Raw genomic sequence first — 17,457 nt, forward strand, 5'->3', positions numbered from 1 at the left:
TGCGTGGTGGAGTGGGTGAGAGATTAGGGAGCGGCGGTGTAAGCCTCGATGTCGCGTAGCCCGTTGAGAAAGTCGCGAGCCTGCATTCGTTTTTTGCCGGCGAGCTGCACTTCGAGCAGTTCGAGGGCACCGTTGCCGGTGTTGACGTAGAGCCGATTGGAGGCAATGAAGAACGTTCCGGCGGGGCCGCAGACCTCCTGATGGACGATTTGCGTTTTGTAGATTTTCAGAACGGTTGCGTCCTCGTCCGTTTTGCGGATTGTGGTCCAAGCACCGGGATGCGGACTGAGCCCTCGCACAAAGTTGTACACCTGCCAGTCTGGCTGACTCCAGTCGATCCGACAGATTTCTTTAAACAATTTCGGGGCCGGTTTTAAATCCTGTTCTGCTTGCTGGGGGGTGGATTCCACCACGCCGTTGCCTTCGATAACAAGGTCTACCGTCTCTCGGCAAAGCTCGGCTCCGAGATGCATCAGAGTGTTATAAACGTGCTCGGCATCGGCATCGGAGGGGATGGGGGTTGGTTTCTGACGGATGATACGCCCCATGTCGATATTGCGGTCGAGGAAGAAGGTGGTGACACCCGTCTGTCGTTCGCCGTTGATGATGGCCCAGTTGATGGGTGCTGCACCGCGATATTGCGGCAGCAGAGCGGCGTGTACGTTGAAGGTGCCGAAGCACGGCATGGCCCATACTTCCTGGGGCAGCATGCGGAAGGCCACCACCACTTGCAGGTGGGCCCGATAGGAGCGCAGTTCTTCCAAGAAGGCTTCTTCCTTCAGACGGAGGGGCTGCAGCACAGGGATACCTTTTTCCTGGGCGTATTGCTTAACGACCGGGGCTTGCAGCACCGAACCGTGCCGACCCACGGCCTTGTCGGGTTGTGTCACGACGGCCACCACGTTGTAGCCACCTTCTACGAGCGCACGAAGCGAGGCGACGGCAAATTCGGGGGTTCCCATGAATACAATGCGTAGTTCTTCTTTTTTCACCTTTTAATCATTTAATCATCGATTATGCTTTCTTGTAGGGAGGTCTTTCCCTGCGGCGGGATTTCATCAAATGAGTCTCCGTGGACGTTTCCCGCGGCGGGGAATCAAATCCGTCTCGTTCGCTCCCTGCCATCACATATAACCCAGGGCGCGGAGGATGTCGTTGAGATTGGCCACCACCATGAGCAGGATGAGAAGAGAGAGACCGGCGTATTCGGCGCGAATCATAAACGTTTCGCTGGGTTTGCGGCGGGTGATGATTTCGTAAAGGAGGAAGAGCACATGCCCGCCGTCGAGTGCCGGGATGGGGAGGATGTTCATGAAGGCGAGGATGATGCTGAGGAAGGCCGTCATGAGCCAGAAGATGTGCCAGTCCCAAACCGGTGGGAAGAGGCTGCCGATGGCTCCGAAGCCACCGAGCGACTTGGCTCCGTCTGCCGAGAAGAGATAGCGCATGTCGCCCACATAGCCCTTGAGCACGTTCATGCCGTAGGCTGCGCCTGCAGGAAAACTCTCGAAGAATCCGTATGCTACATGCGTCTGTCTGTAGCTGGCCAGAATATTGGGGAAGGCCATGCCCAGGGTGACGTCTGGACGCAGGGTGACGGCGGACCGGATAGGCAGACTGTCGCCAGGATGCACAAAGGCGATGGTGGTGGTGAGGGCTTTGAGACTGTCGGCGTGAGTCTTGGCCGAGGCCAACACGTCGGCTATACGACCAATTTCGTTGCTGAAGGCATTATACGAGTCGATGGCCGCTCCGTTGAAAGCCACGATGCGGTCGCCTTTACGCAGACCGACTTTTGCAGCCGGGGTGTCGGCAAGCACACTGTCGAGCGTGTTGGGGGTGATGAACATGGCAAACCGTGGCGTAGACTTGAGCATGCCCAGTAGGTCGAGGTTGCCGGGCATGGGCAGACTCATCGGTCGACCATCCCGGACGATGTCCACACGGCGAGCCTGAGCCAGGTCGCGAAAGAGGTCGGCATCGAACGTCTTAAAGGTCCCCTTCTCCGTTCCCACCAAAATATCACCGTCTCTCAATCCCAAAGCCTTGGCTTCAGCGTTGAACTTCATTCCCAGCGTCATGTCTTTCACCTGCACATAGGTCTCACCCCAATGGAAGAGTACCATGGCGTAGATGAAAAGGGCCAAAAAGAAATTGACCATCACGCCGCCCAACATGATGAACAGCCGTTGCCAAGCTGGTTTTACACGAAACTCCCAAGGTTGGGCAGGCTTGTTCATCTGCTCGGTGTCGAACGATTCGTCTACCATCCCCGAAATCTTGCAGTAACCGCCGAACGGCAACCAACCGATTCCGTAGGTCGTCTCGCTCTTCTTGGGCTTAAACTGAAAAAGATGAAACCAGGGGTCGAAAAAGAGAAAAAACTTTTCTACTCGCACGCCGAAGAGACGGGCGAAGAAAAAATGCCCGCCTTCATGCAAAAGAATGAGTATCGAAATGGCGAGCACAAATTGTAAGGCTCTAATGAGAAATATTTCCATGTGCGTTGTATTTTTTAGTTGATAAGTTGACGAGAGTTGGCCAAAAGGCTATCTTTTTATCTAAAGTTATCGCCTCTCAATTGCCAATTCTCAATGACCAATGAATTCTTCGGCGACACGCCTGGCCTCGTTATCGGTTTGAAGATAGATGTCAAGTGAGGGGTGGGCATCAAACGGTACGCGCTGCATCGTCTTTTCGATGATGCGCGGCACATCGAGAAAGCCGCAGCGATGCTGGCGGAAAGCTTCGTTGGCCACCTCATTGGCAGCGTTGAGAATGCAGGGCATGTTTCCTCCCCGGTCGATGGCATCGAACGACAATGCCAAACAGCGGAACTTTTCCATGTCGGGTTCGAAAAACTCCAGCGATCCTCGGAAGAGATCAAGCCGCTCGCCCGCCATCGGTAAACGGTCGGGATAGGAAAAAGCGTATTGAATGGGCAAGCGCATATCGGGCAATCCGAGTTGCGCTTTTACGGCGCCGTCTGCAAACTGCACAGCACTGTGAACGATGCTCTGCGGATGAACCAATACCTCTATTCTACTGGCTTCGATGCCGAAGAGCCATTTGGCTTCGATCACCTCAAAACCCTTGTTCATCATCGTGGCAGAATCGATCGTGATTTTCGCACCCATCTGCCAAGTGGGATGCTGCAAAGCGTCTGCGGCCGAGACAGCTCCTAAACGCTCTTTGGGCAAATTTCGAAACGGGCCACCACTGGCCGTAAGAAGGATTTTCTCGATGGGATTGTCGCCCTCGCCCGCAAGACATTGAAAGATGGCCGAGTGCTCACTGTCCACGGGCAGAATCGCTGCCCGATGTTCTTGGGCCAACGCACAGACAAGTTCACCGGCTACGACAAGCGTCTCTTTATTAGCCAGACAGATTTTTTTACCGGCTCGAATGGCGTGGAGGGTTGGCTCAAGTCCTGAAAAACCCACCATCGCCGTGAGCACCATGTCGATAGGCGCAGCCTCGACAATGTCACATAGGGCCTGCCGGCCGGTATATACTTTAATATGGGGTTGGTCGGAGAGCAAGGCCCTGAGCGATTCGCATTTCGTTTCGTCGGCGATGACCACAGCGGCAGGTTGGAATCGGCGTGCCTGTTGTGCCAGTAGTTCCGCTTGGCGATGGGCTGTGAGGCAATAGACTTCGTATCGGTCGGACTGACTACTGATGACATCGAGTGCTTGCCGGCCGATCGAACCCGTACTACCAAGGATACATATTTGTTGTTTCATTATTTATTTTGACGAATCATATTTTCAAAAGAACATTGTACAAGGATTTTCTACAGAAGGGCGAATGAGATTCATCTTCGTCTCAGTTTAAATCTAAGATTCCCTCGGGCAGTCGCATCATCACTCTGCGTTTCTTGGTGTCGATGCCGACAACAAGGTCTTCTGAGGCAGGAAGGAAGAGATCATGACCACTTTCAGTGTGCACTTCAAAGAGAAGATTGAGAGTGGTATCGTCTATCGAGAGAATGCTACCTATATTTTTTCCCGATTCGGCCTCTACGATGCCATAGCCCACCATTGCCGTCCACGTCAAGAGATCGACCTTCTCTTCACTTAGGGCACGTGGAAAGAACACTTCACTGCCGGTGAGCTGCCGGGCTTGTTCCTGCGTGTGGATGTCGCAGAATTGAAGAAGGGCTGTCTGACTACCCTTGAATCGATATTCCTCGAGGAAGAAGGGCACAAGCAATCCGTCTGTCTTGATCATAAGATAATCGGTATCGGTACGATCAAAAGCGTCGTCGTCGAAGAAAAACGTAATTTCACCCTTCACACCATGCGGCTTTCCGAGTCGCCCTATCCGGTAGAAGTCTTCGTCGTGGAAGGTGATATGGTCTGTCTTTCGAATCATATTCTCTCAATCTTTGCACCGAGCGCATTGAGTCGTGCCTCGATATCTTCATATCCTCGGTCTATTTGGGCGATATTGTCAATGCGACTGGTTCCGTTGGCACTCATCGCTGCGATGAGCAAAGCTATTCCGGCCCGAATATCGGGACTTGTCATCCGTCCAGCGCGTAGCTGGAACTGATGATCATGCCCTACGACCACAGCTCGATGCGGATCGCAAAGAATGATTTGCGCACCCATGTCTATCACCTTGTCTACGAAAAAGAGTCGACTTTCGAACATTTTCTGGTGAAATAGTACGCTGCCTCGAGCCTGTGTAGCCACAACGATGAGCACCGAGAGCAAGTCTGGCGTAAGTCCTGGCCAAGGGGCATCTGACAAAGTCATGATCGATCCGTCGATAAACGATTCCACCCGATAATGTTCGTGCCGCGGGATAATCAGGTCATCACCCTCAGTATTGATGGTAATACCCAGTCGGCGAAAGGCATCGGGGATAATACCAAGATTCCTCAGTGATACGTCTTTGATGCGGATACCATCGCCCACCATCGCCGCCATCCCGATGAACGAGCCCACTTCAATCATATCGGGTAGAACACGATGAGTGGCTCCGTGCAGTTTCTCCACGCCCACGATGGTAAGCAGGTTGCTGGCAATACCACTAATCTGTGCTCCCATGCGGTTGAGTAGATGGCAGAGTTGTTGTATATAGGGTTCGCAGGCAGCGTTATAAATAGTGGTAGTGCCTTGGGCCATCACAGCAGACATGATAATATTGGCTGTACCCGTTATCGAAGCTTCGTCTAAGAGCATGTAGCAACCGCGCAGTTGGTCGGCCTTGAGCTGATAGACATTTCGGTTGGGCATACGCTCGAAACTGGCTCCTAGATTTCTGAAGCCTAAGAAATGAGTATCCAACCGTCGTCTACCTATCTTGTCTCCACCGGGTTGCGCCACTGTTGCCCTACCAAATCTGCCCAACAATGGTCCAATCAGGAGTACGCTTCCTCGCAAAGCAGCGCACTTTCTCACAAAAGCATCGCTCTCGAGAAAGTCTAAATTCAGTTCGTCTGCCTTGAAAGAATAGTCGTTCCTCTCATGTCTCGTCACTTTTACGCCGATGTCTTGGAGCAGAAGAATCAAATTGTTCACATCCAAGATGTCGGGAATGTTGCTGATGCGCACCTCTTCTCGGGTGAGAATAGAGGCACACACCACCTCAAGAGCCTCGTTCTTCGCCCCTTGCGGGGTGATAGAACCTTGCAACCTTCGTCCTCCTTCAATGATGAACGACTCCATTGTTATCTCTTTTTGCGTTTCTTCTCAAATTCTCTCAGCTGAGTATGCTCAAACTGAAACCTATCTAAATCCAACTGAATCTTACCGTCGGTAAAAGTAGCAAGGTCTGATGCTACTCTTTCGTCGTCCGAAGAACCGTGTCCCCATTGTGCCAGGGAGCGTTTCATTTGGTTGGCTGCAAACCCCACCAAAGCATCGCGTTCCTCTCCCGGCTTCATCGTCTTGAGCTTCTCAAAGATGTCAAACAATATTTTTCCATAATGACGAACAGGAATATGTGCACCCGAATAGTCCATCCGTCCAGGCTTTATGGCGATATGACTTGCGTTAGAAACATCGTAGGGATAATCTATATCCAATTGGAATTGGCTCATAATAGCCAAATGATCCCATAGCTTTTGTTCGAAATCGGCGTTATCGTAGCCCTGCATAAACAGTCTCTTCATCGTATCGATGATCGCTTCTGCGCAAGCTTGTCGCTCGTTTTTCGTAGGCAGTGCCACGGCATAATTCACCATTTCCTGTATCTCGCGTCCATACTCGGGCAGCACAAGCCGTTCTCGTTGTGTATTATAATCCAATCCTTCTATATTCATATGCTTGTTTATTTTCTTTCTATTGATTGCCCCAAAAGGCGTTTGGCGGATAGGGTAGGGAAGAAAGGTCTTAATTTCTATCTTACTTAAGGGAATGCCTTGTTGATTTTTACTACTTTGTTCGACCCTAATCGTAGAACAAATCTTAAAGCACAGGCTTGCTTGTTTTTGCCACAAAGTCTTTGAGATAGAACGGAACGAAGTAGGCAACATCCTCAAATCGCTCCTGCGCCATTGCCTTTTCCGATAACGGCATCATGTTTTTGGCCAGCGGTTCAACTCCTTTTACAAAGCGAGCATTGGGATGAGCAATCACCTCCATACACTTTTCGGCTCCGTTTCCAAAGAAATACACCAGATTTTCATTTAAAAAATCCCTATAGGTTTCACCATCTACGACATCCGCTCCAACGGCTCTTACAGGTTGCAACCCTCGTGTATAGATTCCGGCGTATACTTCCATGCGGCGTGCATCAAGCATCGGACAGAGCAGTGCATCTTCTTCTGCAATCTTCTCATCCAATAAAAGAGGAACAGCCAGTAGTTCAAGGGTAGGAACTGCCAACAATTTCGCCTCGCGAGCATAACAAATTCCTTTAGCCATAGACACTCCAATCCGCAATCCGGTGTAAGAACCCGGTCCGCAACTCACGGCCACTGCATCCAGCGGAATAGCATGACTATCGATGAAAGACAAGGCTTCGTCTACAAAAACACCCAGCTTGACGGCATGACGAGGCCCGTTATGGTCTTCCTGATTGAAAATACACTCCCCGTCATTGCTCACTGCCACCGAACAAACATCGGTGCTTGTCTCTATATTTAAGATGCACGACATATTCCGAAAGTAACGAATTATAAGCGCAAAGTTACGCCTTTTTTTGAAGAAGTATGTACATTTGCAGAAAAATAACGCACTATAGTATGATACAATCGATGACAGGTTACGGCAAATCGGTCGTAACTTTTAATGAAAAGAAAATAAGTGTTGAAATCAAATCTCTCAACAGTAAAAACCTTGACCTCTCTACTCGTATTGCACCTCTTTACCGAGAGAAGGAAATCGAGATACGTCAGATGGTAGCAAAATCCCTTATTCGAGGTAAAGTAGACTTTTCCATCTGGGTGGAAAAAGACAATGAAGCTGATACCACAGCCATTAACGAAGTGCTGGTAGAAAACTATTATCGACAAATCAAACAGCTCTCAGCGCGCACAGGCATCCCCGAACCCGAGGATTGGTATGCAACCCTACTCCGAATGCCAGATGTCACAACTAAGACCGAACAGGAAACGCTCGATGAAGCCGAATGGAACGTGGTGACAGAGGCCATCAACGAGGCTCTGAAAAAGATTGTAGCCTTTCGTCAACAAGAAGGCGAAGCTCTGCAAAAGAAGTTAATGGAAAAGGTACAGAACATCGGTGCACTCATGTCCAGCATCGAACCTTATGAAAAAGCCCGAGTAGAGAAAATTCGTACACGCATCATCGACAGTCTGAAAGAAATTCCCGATGCGAACTATGACCAAAACCGCTTGGAACAAGAGCTGATTTATTATATCGAAAAACTCGATATCAGCGAAGAAAAACAACGACTCTTCAATCATCTCAAATACTTTGAAGAAACCCTGAACGAGGCTCCGGGCCAAGGTAAGAAGCTGGGATTTATTGCCCAGGAGATGGGACGCGAAATCAATACTACGGGGTCTAAGAGCAACCAAGCAGAAATGCAGAATATCGTTGTGCGGATGAAAGACGAACTGGAGCAGATTAAAGAACAGGTGCTCAACGCACTTTAATCCGCCATTCCTCTCCATCTTTCTCGGATTTTCTTCTTCTCATTTTCCCTACTGCCAACAAGCCTCTTCCCATCTCTTAGCTTTCGACGTGCAAAAACTAAGGAAATGCAATGCAAAAGCTAAGAGATGGCCCTGCGAAAGCTTAGCTTTTGGAGAGAAACTTCTAAAAGTCTCTAAAACAATACGCAACACTCCAAAAACAAAGCGTTCCCTGTATGAGAACGCTTTGTTTTTGGAGTGTTATTCTATTTCTATGAAAAAGCTACCGGAAAACTCCGCTCTACCTTATTGAGCCGGTGCAGATGGAGCCGTAGGAGCATTCGTCCCTGTGGCTGGAGCAGCCTTTTGCCCGGCTCCAAAGCCTGGAGTAGTGTTGGGGTTAGTTGACTGCGTCTCAGTGGCATTCTGCTCCAATACACTGTTTTCGCTGACAGATTTGGGAGCCACATAAGCGCAAACAATACTGAATACCACCATCGCAATGGCCAATCCCCAGGTAGATTTTTCTACAATATCAGTGGTTTTCCGCACACCCATAATCGAGTTTGAGGATGAAAATTGGGAAGACAAGCCTCCGCCTTTTGATTCTTGAATAAGCACAATGGCAATCATCAGAATCGATGCCAGTACAATAAATACGACAAATAGACTGTAAATCATTTTTATTTATTTGTTTGATTGTTGATAATCAATTTCTCGAGGAATCGAATTTGGTCTGCAAAGTAAGCATTTTTTTTTGGATAATTCAAATTTAGCCGTCTAATAATTTCCAGGGCTTTCTCGTATCGGCCCTGTCGGATATAGATTTTTGCCAGCGTCTCTGTAAAGTAACCTTCACCGGAAGTCTCGCTTATCTCTGTGGCTTTTTCCTCTACATTGGGCGTGAACTCTGGCTCTTCTTTGAGCTGCATCTTACCCCCTTCGTTAAAAATAAAGTGATCGATGAGGAACTGCCCCTTCAATTGCGGAGCTACTGCGGGCAAATGGGCTGCTTCTGTCTCCGATTCGAGCAAATAAGATACATAATCAATGGCAGCATCGGCAGGTGTTGGCTTCCGCTGTGGCTTTTTCGCAGATTCCTCTTCCTCGGGCAACGAGTCGAGAAAATCATCGATCAGTGAGATCGTTCTGCTCTCGTTCTTCGCCTCATTTTTGGGAGTCGCTGCGGATTTCTCTTCTGGCTGAATCTGATAATGAAGAGCTTCCACCATATTGAAAACCACTCTACGGTTGGTAATATAGATGGCAGCACGTTTCAATTCCTCGTCAAACTGCGGACTATGTAGTAGATATAAGTTCTGAAGCATCAGCAATCTCGCCGGCTGATAATAGGGGTAGAGTGCAACAAGACTTCGAAGATCGTAGAGCGTCTCCTTGTCCAGTCGTTCGGGATGTTTGATGAGTTCGGTGATGTGCATGGTTTTATGGGGAAAGCTTAGAGGAGATATTACCAATTAGCTACGGTTGCATTGAAGATCTGATCAGTCAAATCTTTTATCATTTCTGTCACCAAACGCTCCTGAACAGCGGTCAAACTCAATGTCGTTTCATACGAAGCCGTAGCGGTAAACTGCCGTTCGAAATCTTCTTTATGGTTCTTTGTGTTGGTGAAACGCACATTTACAGTAATAGACAGTTCTGTTTGGGCAGAATATCCCTCGCTCGAAACCGACTTATTACGCTGCGAATACTGTAGAATTTCACCGTCGATCTTCAAGTCGCCGTTACGTCTCACTTGCGTTAATCGGGTGTGATTGGCAAAGATGTCTTTCAATTGATTGTTGAACATCGGTGCCATCGGTCCCCATATATAGGTACTGCGATTGGGGAAGTCGGCTATTTGGATCGTTTTAGTCTTACTGTAATCGATGCTGGCTCCGTTGAATTTATAAGAAACAGAGCAGGCACACAACAGTAGACAAGCGAAGATGACTGTTGTTTTACTTATCATTCTCCAATCCATATTGCTTGATTCTTCGATATAACGTGCGGTCGGTAATACCCAATTCCATAGCCGCCTTCTTCCGATTGCCATTATTTCTTTTCAAAGCCTTCTCTATCATCTTCCTTCTTAGGTCGTTTAAGGTAAGCGTTTCGTTGTCGCTGATTTCCTCGGCTTCGGCAAATGCGCCTGCATCCGACGGCTCCGAACTGAACGAAGAGACCACCATCGGCGCATTCACAGAAGGAGAATGAACCGACACAGGCGGTAGATTCACGCCCATGGCTGTACTTTCGTCCAGTCGTTTACGCAAACCGAAAACCTCTCTACGCAAATCGCTCACGTTTCCACGCAGCTCGTACAGAAGATGATAGAGCCGTTCGCGCTCGCTCTCATAAGAATGCGCATCCTGTGAGTTCAGTGGAGCCAGCTGCATACTCTCCTGATCCTGCGGGATAAACTGATGCAACGCGTCGGCATCGATTTCTCTTTCCTTGCTCAAGATAGACATCTGCTCGGTGATATTCTTCAATTGTCTCACATTGCCGGGCCATTTATACTTCAGCATCACGGCTTTAGCATCTTCCGTGAGAGTGATTTTCGGAAGCCGATAAGTCTCTGCCATCTGCATGGCAAACAGGCGGAAGAGCAGGATGATGTCGTTTCCGCGGTCGCGCAAGGGTGGAATTTGTATGGGGATCGTGTTGAGACGATAGAAGAGATCCTCTCTGAACCGTCCCTCACTGATGGCTTTCCGCATATTGACATTGGTTGCCGCCACGATGCGAACATTGGTTTTCATCACGCGTTGACCACCTACGCGAATATATTCGCCCGTTTCCAATACGCGCAACAAACGTGCCTGAGTGGCCAAAGGCAGTTCTCCCACCTCGTCGAGGAAGATGGTGCCGTTGTTGGCCACGCCGAAATAACCCTCGCTTTCGCCGATAGCCCCAGTAAACGAACCTTTCTCGTGCCCGAAAAGCTCGCTGTCGATGGTGCCTTCGGGTATCGAACCGCAATTGATCGCAAAATATTTCTCTCGTCGTCGAGGCGAATTATCGTGTATGACGTGCGGAATGATTTCCTTTCCGACGCCGCTTTCGCCCACAATCAGTACAGATAAGTCTGTCGGTGCAACCTGCAAGGCAACGTCTAAGGCACGATTCAAGGCATCGCAGTTGCCCACAATGTTATAGCGTTGCTTGATTTTCTGTAATTCGGTTGTATTCATAGGGATGACAAAGTTACACAATAAATCCGAATAAGTCGTCGGGCGATGACACATTTTAGGGAATCAAGCCATTCGGATTCGTGTTCCCTGCCGCTTCAATCCTTTGAGATTCTCTCCAGCTCTTCGCTTCTTTGCATCCAGCGTTCGTTCTCTTCGTCAAGTGCACGTTGAGTGGAGGTATATTCAGCAACAAGCGTCATGTTCGAAGCATTATCCGGACAACTGAGCAAGGCGTCGAGTTCGGCTATCCGTTTTTCCATGGCTGCAATCTTGTTTTCACTTTCTTTCACTGCCTTTTCGGCCTTTGCCACTTTCTTCATGCGATCTTTTCGTTCGGCATAGGTCTCATTTTTCTCGTCCTTGACAACTTTCTCCGTTTCTGTTTTTTTTGTAACACCCTCGGCTTTACCCAATGCTGCATCGATCGTGACGGCAGATGAGGGGATGGAAGTTCCGGCTGCGCGACGGATAAAATCGTAGATGCCGCCAAGATGTTCGCGAACTTTACCTCCGCCGAACTCGTAAGTCTTGGTGACAAGCCCATCGAGAAACTCCCGATCGTGAGAAACGACGATGGCCGTACCGTCAAAGGCGCGGATAGCCTCTTTCAAAACATCTTTCGATTGCATGTCGAGATGATTCGTCGGCTCGTCGAGAATCAACAGATTAACCGGTTCGAGCAACAGACGTATCATCGCCAGCCGACTGCGTTCGCCTCCACTGAGCACTTTTACCTTTTTGTCCGATGCCTCGCCGCCAAACATAAACGCTCCGAGAATGTCGCGAATGCGCAGGCGGATGTCGCCCTTGGCCACATTGTCGATGGTCTCGAAGACGGTGAGGTCTTCGTCTAAGAGCTGCGCTTGGTTCTGTGCAAAATAACCTATCTGCACGTTATGTCCCACTTTCAGGGTGCCTTCAAAGGGGATTTCGCCCATGATGCATTTCACCAACGTAGATTTCCCTTCGCCGTTACGGCCCACAAACGCCACCTTTTCTCCGCGTTTGATGGTGAACGCTACGTCTTCGAACACCGTATGGCTACCGTAGGCCTTACGAACACCATCGCAAATGATGGGATAGTCGCCACTTCGCAGACAGGGAGGGAACTTCAGTCGCAAGGCCGAAGTGTCGACATCGTCTATTTCAATAGGAACAATTTTCTCAAGTTGTTTGATTCGGCTCTGCACCTGCACCGCTTTGGTGGGTTTATAGCGAAACCGCTCGATGAAATCCTTCATATCGGCGATTTCTTTTTGCTGATTTTCGTAGGCGCGCAGTTGCTGTTCGCGCCGCTCAGCACGAAGGGTAACATACTCGTCGTACTTCACTCGATAGTCTACCACTCGTCCGCACGAAATCTCGAGCGTACGATTCGTCACATTATTAATAAAGGCCCGGTCGTGACTGACGAGAACTACAGCTCCCGAATTTTGCGAAAGAAACTGCTCGAGCCACTGAATGCTGTCGATATCAAGGTGATTGGTGGGTTCGTCGAGCAACAAAACGTCGGGCCGGCGCAACAGAATCTTAGCCAACTCGATGCGCATGCGCCATCCGCCGCTGAACTCGCTTGTGGGCCGATCGAAGTCCTGCCGGTCGAAACCCAACCCGATGAGTGTGCGTTCTATCTCTGCTTCATAGTTCTCCCCCCCGATCATGAGGTATCGTTCGTGAGCTTGCGTGAATCGTTCCACCAGATCCATGTATTCGGAGCTCTCATAATCGGTACGTTCGGCCAATTCGCGATTCATCCGCTCTACCTTTTCTTTCAGTCGGGTGTTGTCGGCGAACGCCTTCCGGGCCTCTTCCTTCACCGTGGTGTTATCTTTCAGAATCATCACCTGCGGCAGATAGCCCAATGTTGTGTCTGCGGGGATGGCCACATGGCCCGCCGTTGGCTTCTGCATGCCGCAAAGGATCTTCAGCATGGTCGACTTTCCCGCCCCGTTTTTACCCACGAGTGCGATACGGTCTCGGTTGTTAATCACAAAACTAACATCTTGAAACAGCGGCTTTACGCCAAATTCTACGTTGAGTGCTTCTACAGAAATCATCCGTCATCTTTTTTCAGGCGCAAAGGTAACAAATAAAGGCGAGATTCTAAAAGCTAAGAGATTGCATTGCAAAAGCTAAGAAAACGACATGCAAAAGCTAAGAGATGAGCGTGTAAAAGCTAAGAGATTGAAAACTGAGGCAATGGCGTTATCTTTCCCATCCTCTTTAAGCTACATCCATCTTCCAAATGTTTCGGAAACCATCAAACGTACAGGATATGTTGAAAAACAGAGATTTTCCTTTTGAACTTTCATTGAATTGCACTATTTTTGCAGGGTATAAAAGCTGCTAAATTGAAACCCAAGCACATAGTAAACGATACCCTTAAAGTGGTTCTGTCGCTCTTTCTCGGCGGTGCCATTCTTTATTGGATGTATCGCGGGTTTGATTTCAAACAAGTGGAACAGGTGATGTTGCATGAAATGAACTGGACGTGGATGTTGCTTTCATTTCCTTTCGGCATCATGGCCCAGGTGTTCAGAGGCTGGAGATGGCGCCAATCGCTCGAACCCGTGGGCGAAAAGCCACGCTCTTCCACCTGCATCCATGCCATTTTCATCTCCTATGCAACCAGTTTGCTGATTCCCCGCATCGGAGAGTTTGCCCGTTGTGCCATATTGCGCCGTTACGACAAAACCGATTTCCCGAAGGCTCTCGGAACGGTAGTTGCCGAACGAGCCATCGACTCATTGCTTGTGCTCGCCGTTGCCGGCATTACCTTGGTCTCGCAGATGCGCATCTTCCATATCTTCTTCGATCAAACGGGGACGAGTATCGATGCCGTGATCGACCGTTTTTCAACAGCTGGCTACATCGTTACGGGCATTTGCGCTGCAGCAGTGGGTGTTTTGCTCCACTTTCTCTTTAAACGCATGGCTATATATAATAAGGTGAAAGAGACGGTAAGGGGAATATGGCAGGGTATCAACTCGGTCAAACGGGTACGCAACAAGCCACTCTACCTCTTCTTCACCTTGGCCATATGGGGCAGTTACTTCCTGCACTATTATCTCACGTTCTTCTGTTTCGAATCAACGGTAAGTCTGGGGATGGCCTGCGCCATGGTAACGTTCGTGGTAGGCAGCATTGCCGTCATCGTTCCCACACCGAATGGAGCAGGCCCCTGGCATTTCGCCGTGAAAACAATGCTGATTCTCTATGCTGTGGGTAGCAACGATGCACTTAATTTCGTACTCATCGTGCACTCGGTGCAAACACTCCTCGTCATCGTTCTCGGCGTATATGCATGGATTGCCCTTGCTTTTACACATCAAAAAGAAACGGCGGAAATGTCTTGAAACGACAATACAATTTATATTACTAACTTTAAACCAACAAGTTATGAGTGAAATCAAAAAGTTAAACCCGGAAAACATTTGGCGTAATTTCTATCATCTTACGCGTGTTCCACGTCCATCCGGACATTTGGAAAAGGTGAAACAGTTTTTACTCGACTTCGCTAAAGAGGCCGGAGTAGAAGCCTTTGTAGACCAAGCCGACAATATCGTGATGCGGAAACCGGCCTCTCCCGGTATGGAAAATCGCAAGACCGTTACCTTGCAGGCGCACATGGATATGGTTCCACAGAAATCGCCCGACAGTCAGCACAATTTTGAAACCGATCCCATTGAAACTTGGATCGACAAAGAGTGGGTTCGAGCAAAGAATACGACCCTGGGTGCAGATAATGGCATAGGTGTAGCAGCCATTATGGCGGTGATGGAAGCAAAAGACCTAAAGCATGGCCCCGTAGAAGGACTTATTACGGCCGACGAAGAGACGGGTATGTTTGGAGCAAACGACCTACCCAAAGGTGAATTGCAAGGCGACATCCTACTCAATCTCGACTCAGAAACCTGGGGAAACTTCGTCGTAGGAAGTGCCGGAGGCATTGACGTGACGGCCACTCGCTGCTATCAAGAAGAACCCGTTGCTGCAGGCAGAACGGCATTAAAAATAACAATCAAAGGTCTGAAAGGCGGACACTCGGGTCTGGAGATACACGAAGGGCGTGCCAACGCCAACAAATTGATGGCTCGTGTGCTCACAAAGCTGATCGAAAATTGCGATGCCGAGGTGGCTACATGGCAGGGTGGAAATATGCGCAATGCCATTCCGTACAAAGCAGAGGCGGTGATCACATTGCCAGAATCACAAATAAAAAAGGCTAACGGTCTGTTGGCAGAACTGAAAGCCGTGCTCGAAACGGAGTATCGGTTTGTAGAAAACCAGATAGAACTTTTCTCCGAACCAGTGGAAACGCCCAAACGACAAATGGCAGCAGAGGATCGGAAGACGATTCTCAATGCTATTTATGGCTGTCACAATGGTGTGCTACGCATGATTCCAGCTATTCCAACAGTGGTAGAAACATCGTCTAACCTCGCTATCGTAGAATTGGAAGGCGGTAAGGCCAGTTTGAAGATCCTGGCACGTAGCTCCAGCGAAACGATGAAAGAGTATATCTGCGAGACTTTGAAGGGAACGCTCTCCCTTGCAGGCTTCGATATCGCGTTGAGCGGAAGCTATCAGGGCTGGGATCCTAACACCGACAGCGAGATTTTGCTGTTGCTGCAACATCTTTACAAAGAGCTCTTCCACGAAGACGCTGTGGTGAAGGTAGATCACGCAGGTTTGGAATGTTCTATCATATTGGGCAAGTATCCACATCTTGACGTTGTGTCGATGGGACCTACCATTCGGTCGCCTCATAGTACCAGCGAACGATGTCTTCACGAAACAGTCGAACCTTTCTGGAGACTGCTGAAAAAGGTGCTGGAAGAGGTTCCGGAGAAGAAGAAATAAAGCCTTGTTGCTCATCATGACCATGTTCAAGCAGGCTTGACATGACTTTATTTGGCTGGAACGAAAACATTTTTCTCTTTGAAAGGTAGAGAAGTCGGGATAAATACTCGACAGGGTGCCATACAATTGCAGTCTGCAACGAGTTCATCGCCCGACTTCTCCGCTTCTTTTTATCCTCATAGAGAAAATAAAAAACAGTCGTTCTGTTTTGATTTTTCTTTATACCTTATTATATATCCCATATTTTTTGAGTAACTTTGCACGGCAATAAAAATCAGCATTCATCCTATGGACGACTATCATTCGGAAAATCAGAAATCGTAAGTTGAGGATTGTGCTTCGCAGAGGCTAATCTTCACCTTATTTATTATTAGCGAAGATTAGCAATATGAAAACATACTGGAATACCAATTCTACTCTGAAGTCCATCAACGAATGGCAACCCAACTGCTGGATTCAGGTGACATGCCCCACGGAAGACGACCAGCAGATGCTGGAAGATCAATTCAATATCCCCGATTATTTCTTGTCGGACATCAGCGATACCGACGAACGGGCACGCTATGAATATGATGATGGCTGGATGTTGATTATCCTTCGCATCCCATATGTTAAAGAAATTCGTTCGCGAACACCTTATACCACAGTGCCTATCGGCATTATACACAAACGAGATGTGACCATTACGGTCTGCTATTACGAAACGAATATGATGATAGATTTTGTGAGCTATCAGCAGAAACGCGGAGAGGGATTCACTGATCATGTCGACCTGATATTCCGGCTTTTCCTCTCTTCTGCCGTGTGGTATCTGAAACGACTGAAACAAATCAACATCTTGATAGAGAAAGCCAAGCATAACCTCGATCAGGGTGTCAACAACGAGTCGCTCATCGGACTGAGTCGGCTGCAAGATTCACTGACCTACTTCATCACTTCCATACGGGGAAACGAGAATTTGTTGGCAAAACTCAAGTTCAAACTTCAGGTAGACGAATTGGATGCCGACCTGATTGAAGATGTCAATATCGAAATGACACAGGCAAGAGAGACAACCAGCATCTATTCCGATATCCTTGAATCGACAATGGACACCTATTCAAGTATCATCAATAACAATATGAACACCGTGATGCGTACACTTACCTCGGTAAGCATCATCATGATGTTCCCCACTCTGATTGCCTCTCTCTTCGGGATGAACCTTATCAACGGTATGGAAACCAGTCGTTGGGGATTCTTCGTCGCCATTGTCATTTCCTTTTTAGTGTCAGGCATATCGTGGTGGATTCTAAGAATCAAACGATTACTTTGAAGAAAAAACACAAAAAAGGCATAGTTCGT

The 17,457-nt window shown here is 48.6% G+C and carries 17 protein-coding genes; 5 read left to right on the plus strand and 12 right to left on the minus strand.

The window, feature by feature from the left end; translation table 11 throughout:
• Positions 1 to 23: 23 nt before the first annotated feature.
• The 7 genes from fmt to tsaB form a co-directional block, all read right to left on the minus strand.
• Positions 24 to 992, minus strand: a complete 969-nt coding sequence (gene fmt / locus J5A66_RS05605) for a methionyl-tRNA formyltransferase (protein WP_211789693.1) — start codon at positions 990 to 992, stop codon at positions 24 to 26.
• Positions 993 to 1,124: 132 nt separating this feature from the next.
• Positions 1,125 to 2,501, minus strand: coding sequence for an RIP metalloprotease RseP (rseP, locus tag J5A66_RS05610; protein WP_211789694.1), 1,377 nt, complete (start codon positions 2,499 to 2,501; stop codon positions 1,125 to 1,127).
• A gap of 90 nt (positions 2,502 to 2,591) precedes the next feature.
• A complete protein-coding gene (locus J5A66_RS05615; protein ID WP_211789695.1) occupies positions 2,592 to 3,746 on the minus strand; it encodes a 1-deoxy-D-xylulose-5-phosphate reductoisomerase in 1,155 nt (384 codons plus the stop codon).
• An 82-nt stretch (positions 3,747 to 3,828) separates the two neighbouring features.
• Positions 3,829 to 4,377, minus strand: a complete 549-nt coding sequence (rimM, locus tag J5A66_RS05620; protein WP_211789696.1) for a ribosome maturation factor RimM — start codon at positions 4,375 to 4,377, stop codon at positions 3,829 to 3,831.
• Positions 4,374 to 5,678: a UDP-N-acetylglucosamine 1-carboxyvinyltransferase gene (gene murA, locus J5A66_RS05625; protein WP_211789697.1), complete on the minus strand. Its 1,305-nt coding sequence runs from the start codon at positions 5,676 to 5,678 to the stop codon at positions 4,374 to 4,376. The genes rimM and murA overlap by 4 nt, the downstream gene beginning before the upstream one ends.
• Positions 5,679 to 5,680: 2 nt before the next feature.
• Positions 5,681 to 6,274 (minus strand): DUF4290 domain-containing protein, encoded by a 594-nt coding sequence (locus J5A66_RS05630; protein WP_211789698.1) that lies wholly within the window; start codon positions 6,272 to 6,274, stop codon positions 5,681 to 5,683.
• Positions 6,275 to 6,419: 145 nt separating this feature from the next.
• Positions 6,420 to 7,112, minus strand: a complete 693-nt coding sequence (gene tsaB, locus J5A66_RS05635; RefSeq protein WP_211789699.1) for a tRNA (adenosine(37)-N6)-threonylcarbamoyltransferase complex dimerization subunit type 1 TsaB — start codon at positions 7,110 to 7,112, stop codon at positions 6,420 to 6,422.
• 86 nt (positions 7,113 to 7,198) lie between these two features.
• Here tsaB and J5A66_RS05640 point away from each other — a divergent pair, with 86 nt between their 5' ends.
• Positions 7,199 to 8,074: a YicC/YloC family endoribonuclease gene (locus J5A66_RS05640; RefSeq protein WP_211789700.1), complete on the plus strand. Its 876-nt coding sequence runs from the start codon at positions 7,199 to 7,201 to the stop codon at positions 8,072 to 8,074.
• 285 nt (positions 8,075 to 8,359) lie between these two features.
• Here J5A66_RS05640 and secG read toward each other — a convergent pair whose 3' ends face one another.
• The 5 genes from secG to J5A66_RS05665 form a co-directional block, all read right to left on the minus strand.
• Positions 8,360 to 8,734: a preprotein translocase subunit SecG gene (gene secG / locus J5A66_RS05645; protein WP_211789701.1), complete on the minus strand. Its 375-nt coding sequence runs from the start codon at positions 8,732 to 8,734 to the stop codon at positions 8,360 to 8,362.
• 2 nt (positions 8,735 to 8,736) lie between these two features.
• Positions 8,737 to 9,492 carry a tetratricopeptide repeat protein gene (locus tag J5A66_RS05650; RefSeq protein ID WP_211789702.1) on the minus strand — a complete coding sequence of 252 codons (756 nt, stop codon included), beginning with the start codon at positions 9,490 to 9,492 and terminating at the stop codon, positions 8,737 to 8,739.
• A gap of 29 nt (positions 9,493 to 9,521) precedes the next feature.
• Positions 9,522 to 10,037 carry an LptE family protein gene (gene lptE / locus J5A66_RS05655; protein ID WP_211789703.1) on the minus strand — a complete coding sequence of 172 codons (516 nt, stop codon included), beginning with the start codon at positions 10,035 to 10,037 and terminating at the stop codon, positions 9,522 to 9,524.
• Entirely contained in the window at positions 10,015 to 11,250 is a 1,236-nt protein-coding gene (locus tag J5A66_RS05660) for a sigma-54-dependent Fis family transcriptional regulator (protein ID WP_211789704.1), read from the minus strand. Before J5A66_RS05660 ends, lptE begins: the two co-directional genes overlap by 23 nt.
• A gap of 95 nt (positions 11,251 to 11,345) precedes the next feature.
• Positions 11,346 to 13,307, minus strand: coding sequence for an ABC-F family ATP-binding cassette domain-containing protein (locus J5A66_RS05665; RefSeq protein WP_211789705.1), 1,962 nt, complete (start codon positions 13,305 to 13,307; stop codon positions 11,346 to 11,348).
• Between the two features lie 88 nt (positions 13,308 to 13,395).
• Between J5A66_RS05665 and J5A66_RS05670 the strand changes: the two genes are divergently transcribed.
• The 4 genes from J5A66_RS05670 (at position 13,396) to J5A66_RS05685 (ending at position 17,428) form a co-directional block, all read left to right on the plus strand.
• A complete protein-coding gene (locus J5A66_RS05670; protein WP_211789706.1) occupies positions 13,396 to 13,554 on the plus strand; it encodes a hypothetical protein in 159 nt (52 codons plus the stop codon).
• A gap of 47 nt (positions 13,555 to 13,601) precedes the next feature.
• Positions 13,602 to 14,606 (plus strand): lysylphosphatidylglycerol synthase transmembrane domain-containing protein, encoded by a 1,005-nt coding sequence (locus J5A66_RS05675; RefSeq protein WP_211789707.1) that lies wholly within the window; start codon positions 13,602 to 13,604, stop codon positions 14,604 to 14,606.
• A gap of 43 nt (positions 14,607 to 14,649) precedes the next feature.
• Positions 14,650 to 16,113, plus strand: a complete 1,464-nt coding sequence (locus tag J5A66_RS05680; protein WP_211789708.1) for an aminoacyl-histidine dipeptidase — start codon at positions 14,650 to 14,652, stop codon at positions 16,111 to 16,113.
• Positions 16,114 to 16,501: 388 nt separating this feature from the next.
• Entirely contained in the window at positions 16,502 to 17,428 is a 927-nt protein-coding gene (locus tag J5A66_RS05685) for a magnesium transporter CorA family protein (RefSeq protein ID WP_211789709.1), read from the plus strand.
• Positions 17,429 to 17,457: the final 29 nt, after the last annotated feature.

It is taken from the genome of Prevotella sp. oral taxon 475, from assembly GCF_018127805.1.
Lineage (GTDB): Bacteria > Bacteroidota > Bacteroidia > Bacteroidales > Bacteroidaceae > Prevotella.

What these genes read in the sequence shown, in the direction of transcription:
- rimM (WP_211789696.1), bottom strand. Translation starts at nt 4,377, where the DNA reads ATGATTCGAAAGACAGACCATATCACCTTCCACGACGAAGACTTCTAC.
- J5A66_RS05630 (WP_211789698.1), bottom strand. Translation starts at nt 6,274, where the DNA reads ATGAATATAGAAGGATTGGATTATAATACACAACGAGAACGGCTTGTG.
- murA (WP_211789697.1), bottom strand. Translation starts at nt 5,678, where the DNA reads ATGGAGTCGTTCATCATTGAAGGAGGACGAAGGTTGCAAGGTTCTATC.
- rseP (WP_211789694.1), bottom strand. Translation starts at nt 2,501, where the DNA reads ATGGAAATATTTCTCATTAGAGCCTTACAATTTGTGCTCGCCATTTCG.
- J5A66_RS05660 (WP_211789704.1), bottom strand. Translation starts at nt 11,250, where the DNA reads ATGAATACAACCGAATTACAGAAAATCAAGCAACGCTATAACATTGTG.
- tsaB (WP_211789699.1), bottom strand. Translation starts at nt 7,112, where the DNA reads ATGTCGTGCATCTTAAATATAGAGACAAGCACCGATGTTTGTTCGGTG.
- J5A66_RS05680 (WP_211789708.1), top strand. Translation starts at nt 14,650, where the DNA reads ATGAGTGAAATCAAAAAGTTAAACCCGGAAAACATTTGGCGTAATTTC.
- J5A66_RS05685 (WP_211789709.1), top strand. Translation starts at nt 16,502, where the DNA reads ATGAAAACATACTGGAATACCAATTCTACTCTGAAGTCCATCAACGAA.
- J5A66_RS05665 (WP_211789705.1), bottom strand. Translation starts at nt 13,307, where the DNA reads ATGATTTCTGTAGAAGCACTCAACGTAGAATTTGGCGTAAAGCCGCTG.
- J5A66_RS05650 (WP_211789702.1), bottom strand. Translation starts at nt 9,492, where the DNA reads ATGCACATCACCGAACTCATCAAACATCCCGAACGACTGGACAAGGAG.
- J5A66_RS05670 (WP_211789706.1), top strand. Translation starts at nt 13,396, where the DNA reads ATGCAAAAGCTAAGAGATGAGCGTGTAAAAGCTAAGAGATTGAAAACT.
- secG (WP_211789701.1), bottom strand. Translation starts at nt 8,734, where the DNA reads ATGATTTACAGTCTATTTGTCGTATTTATTGTACTGGCATCGATTCTG.
- lptE (WP_211789703.1), bottom strand. Translation starts at nt 10,037, where the DNA reads ATGGATTGGAGAATGATAAGTAAAACAACAGTCATCTTCGCTTGTCTA.
- J5A66_RS05640 (WP_211789700.1), top strand. Translation starts at nt 7,199, where the DNA reads ATGATACAATCGATGACAGGTTACGGCAAATCGGTCGTAACTTTTAAT.
- J5A66_RS05615 (WP_211789695.1), bottom strand. Translation starts at nt 3,746, where the DNA reads ATGAAACAACAAATATGTATCCTTGGTAGTACGGGTTCGATCGGCCGG.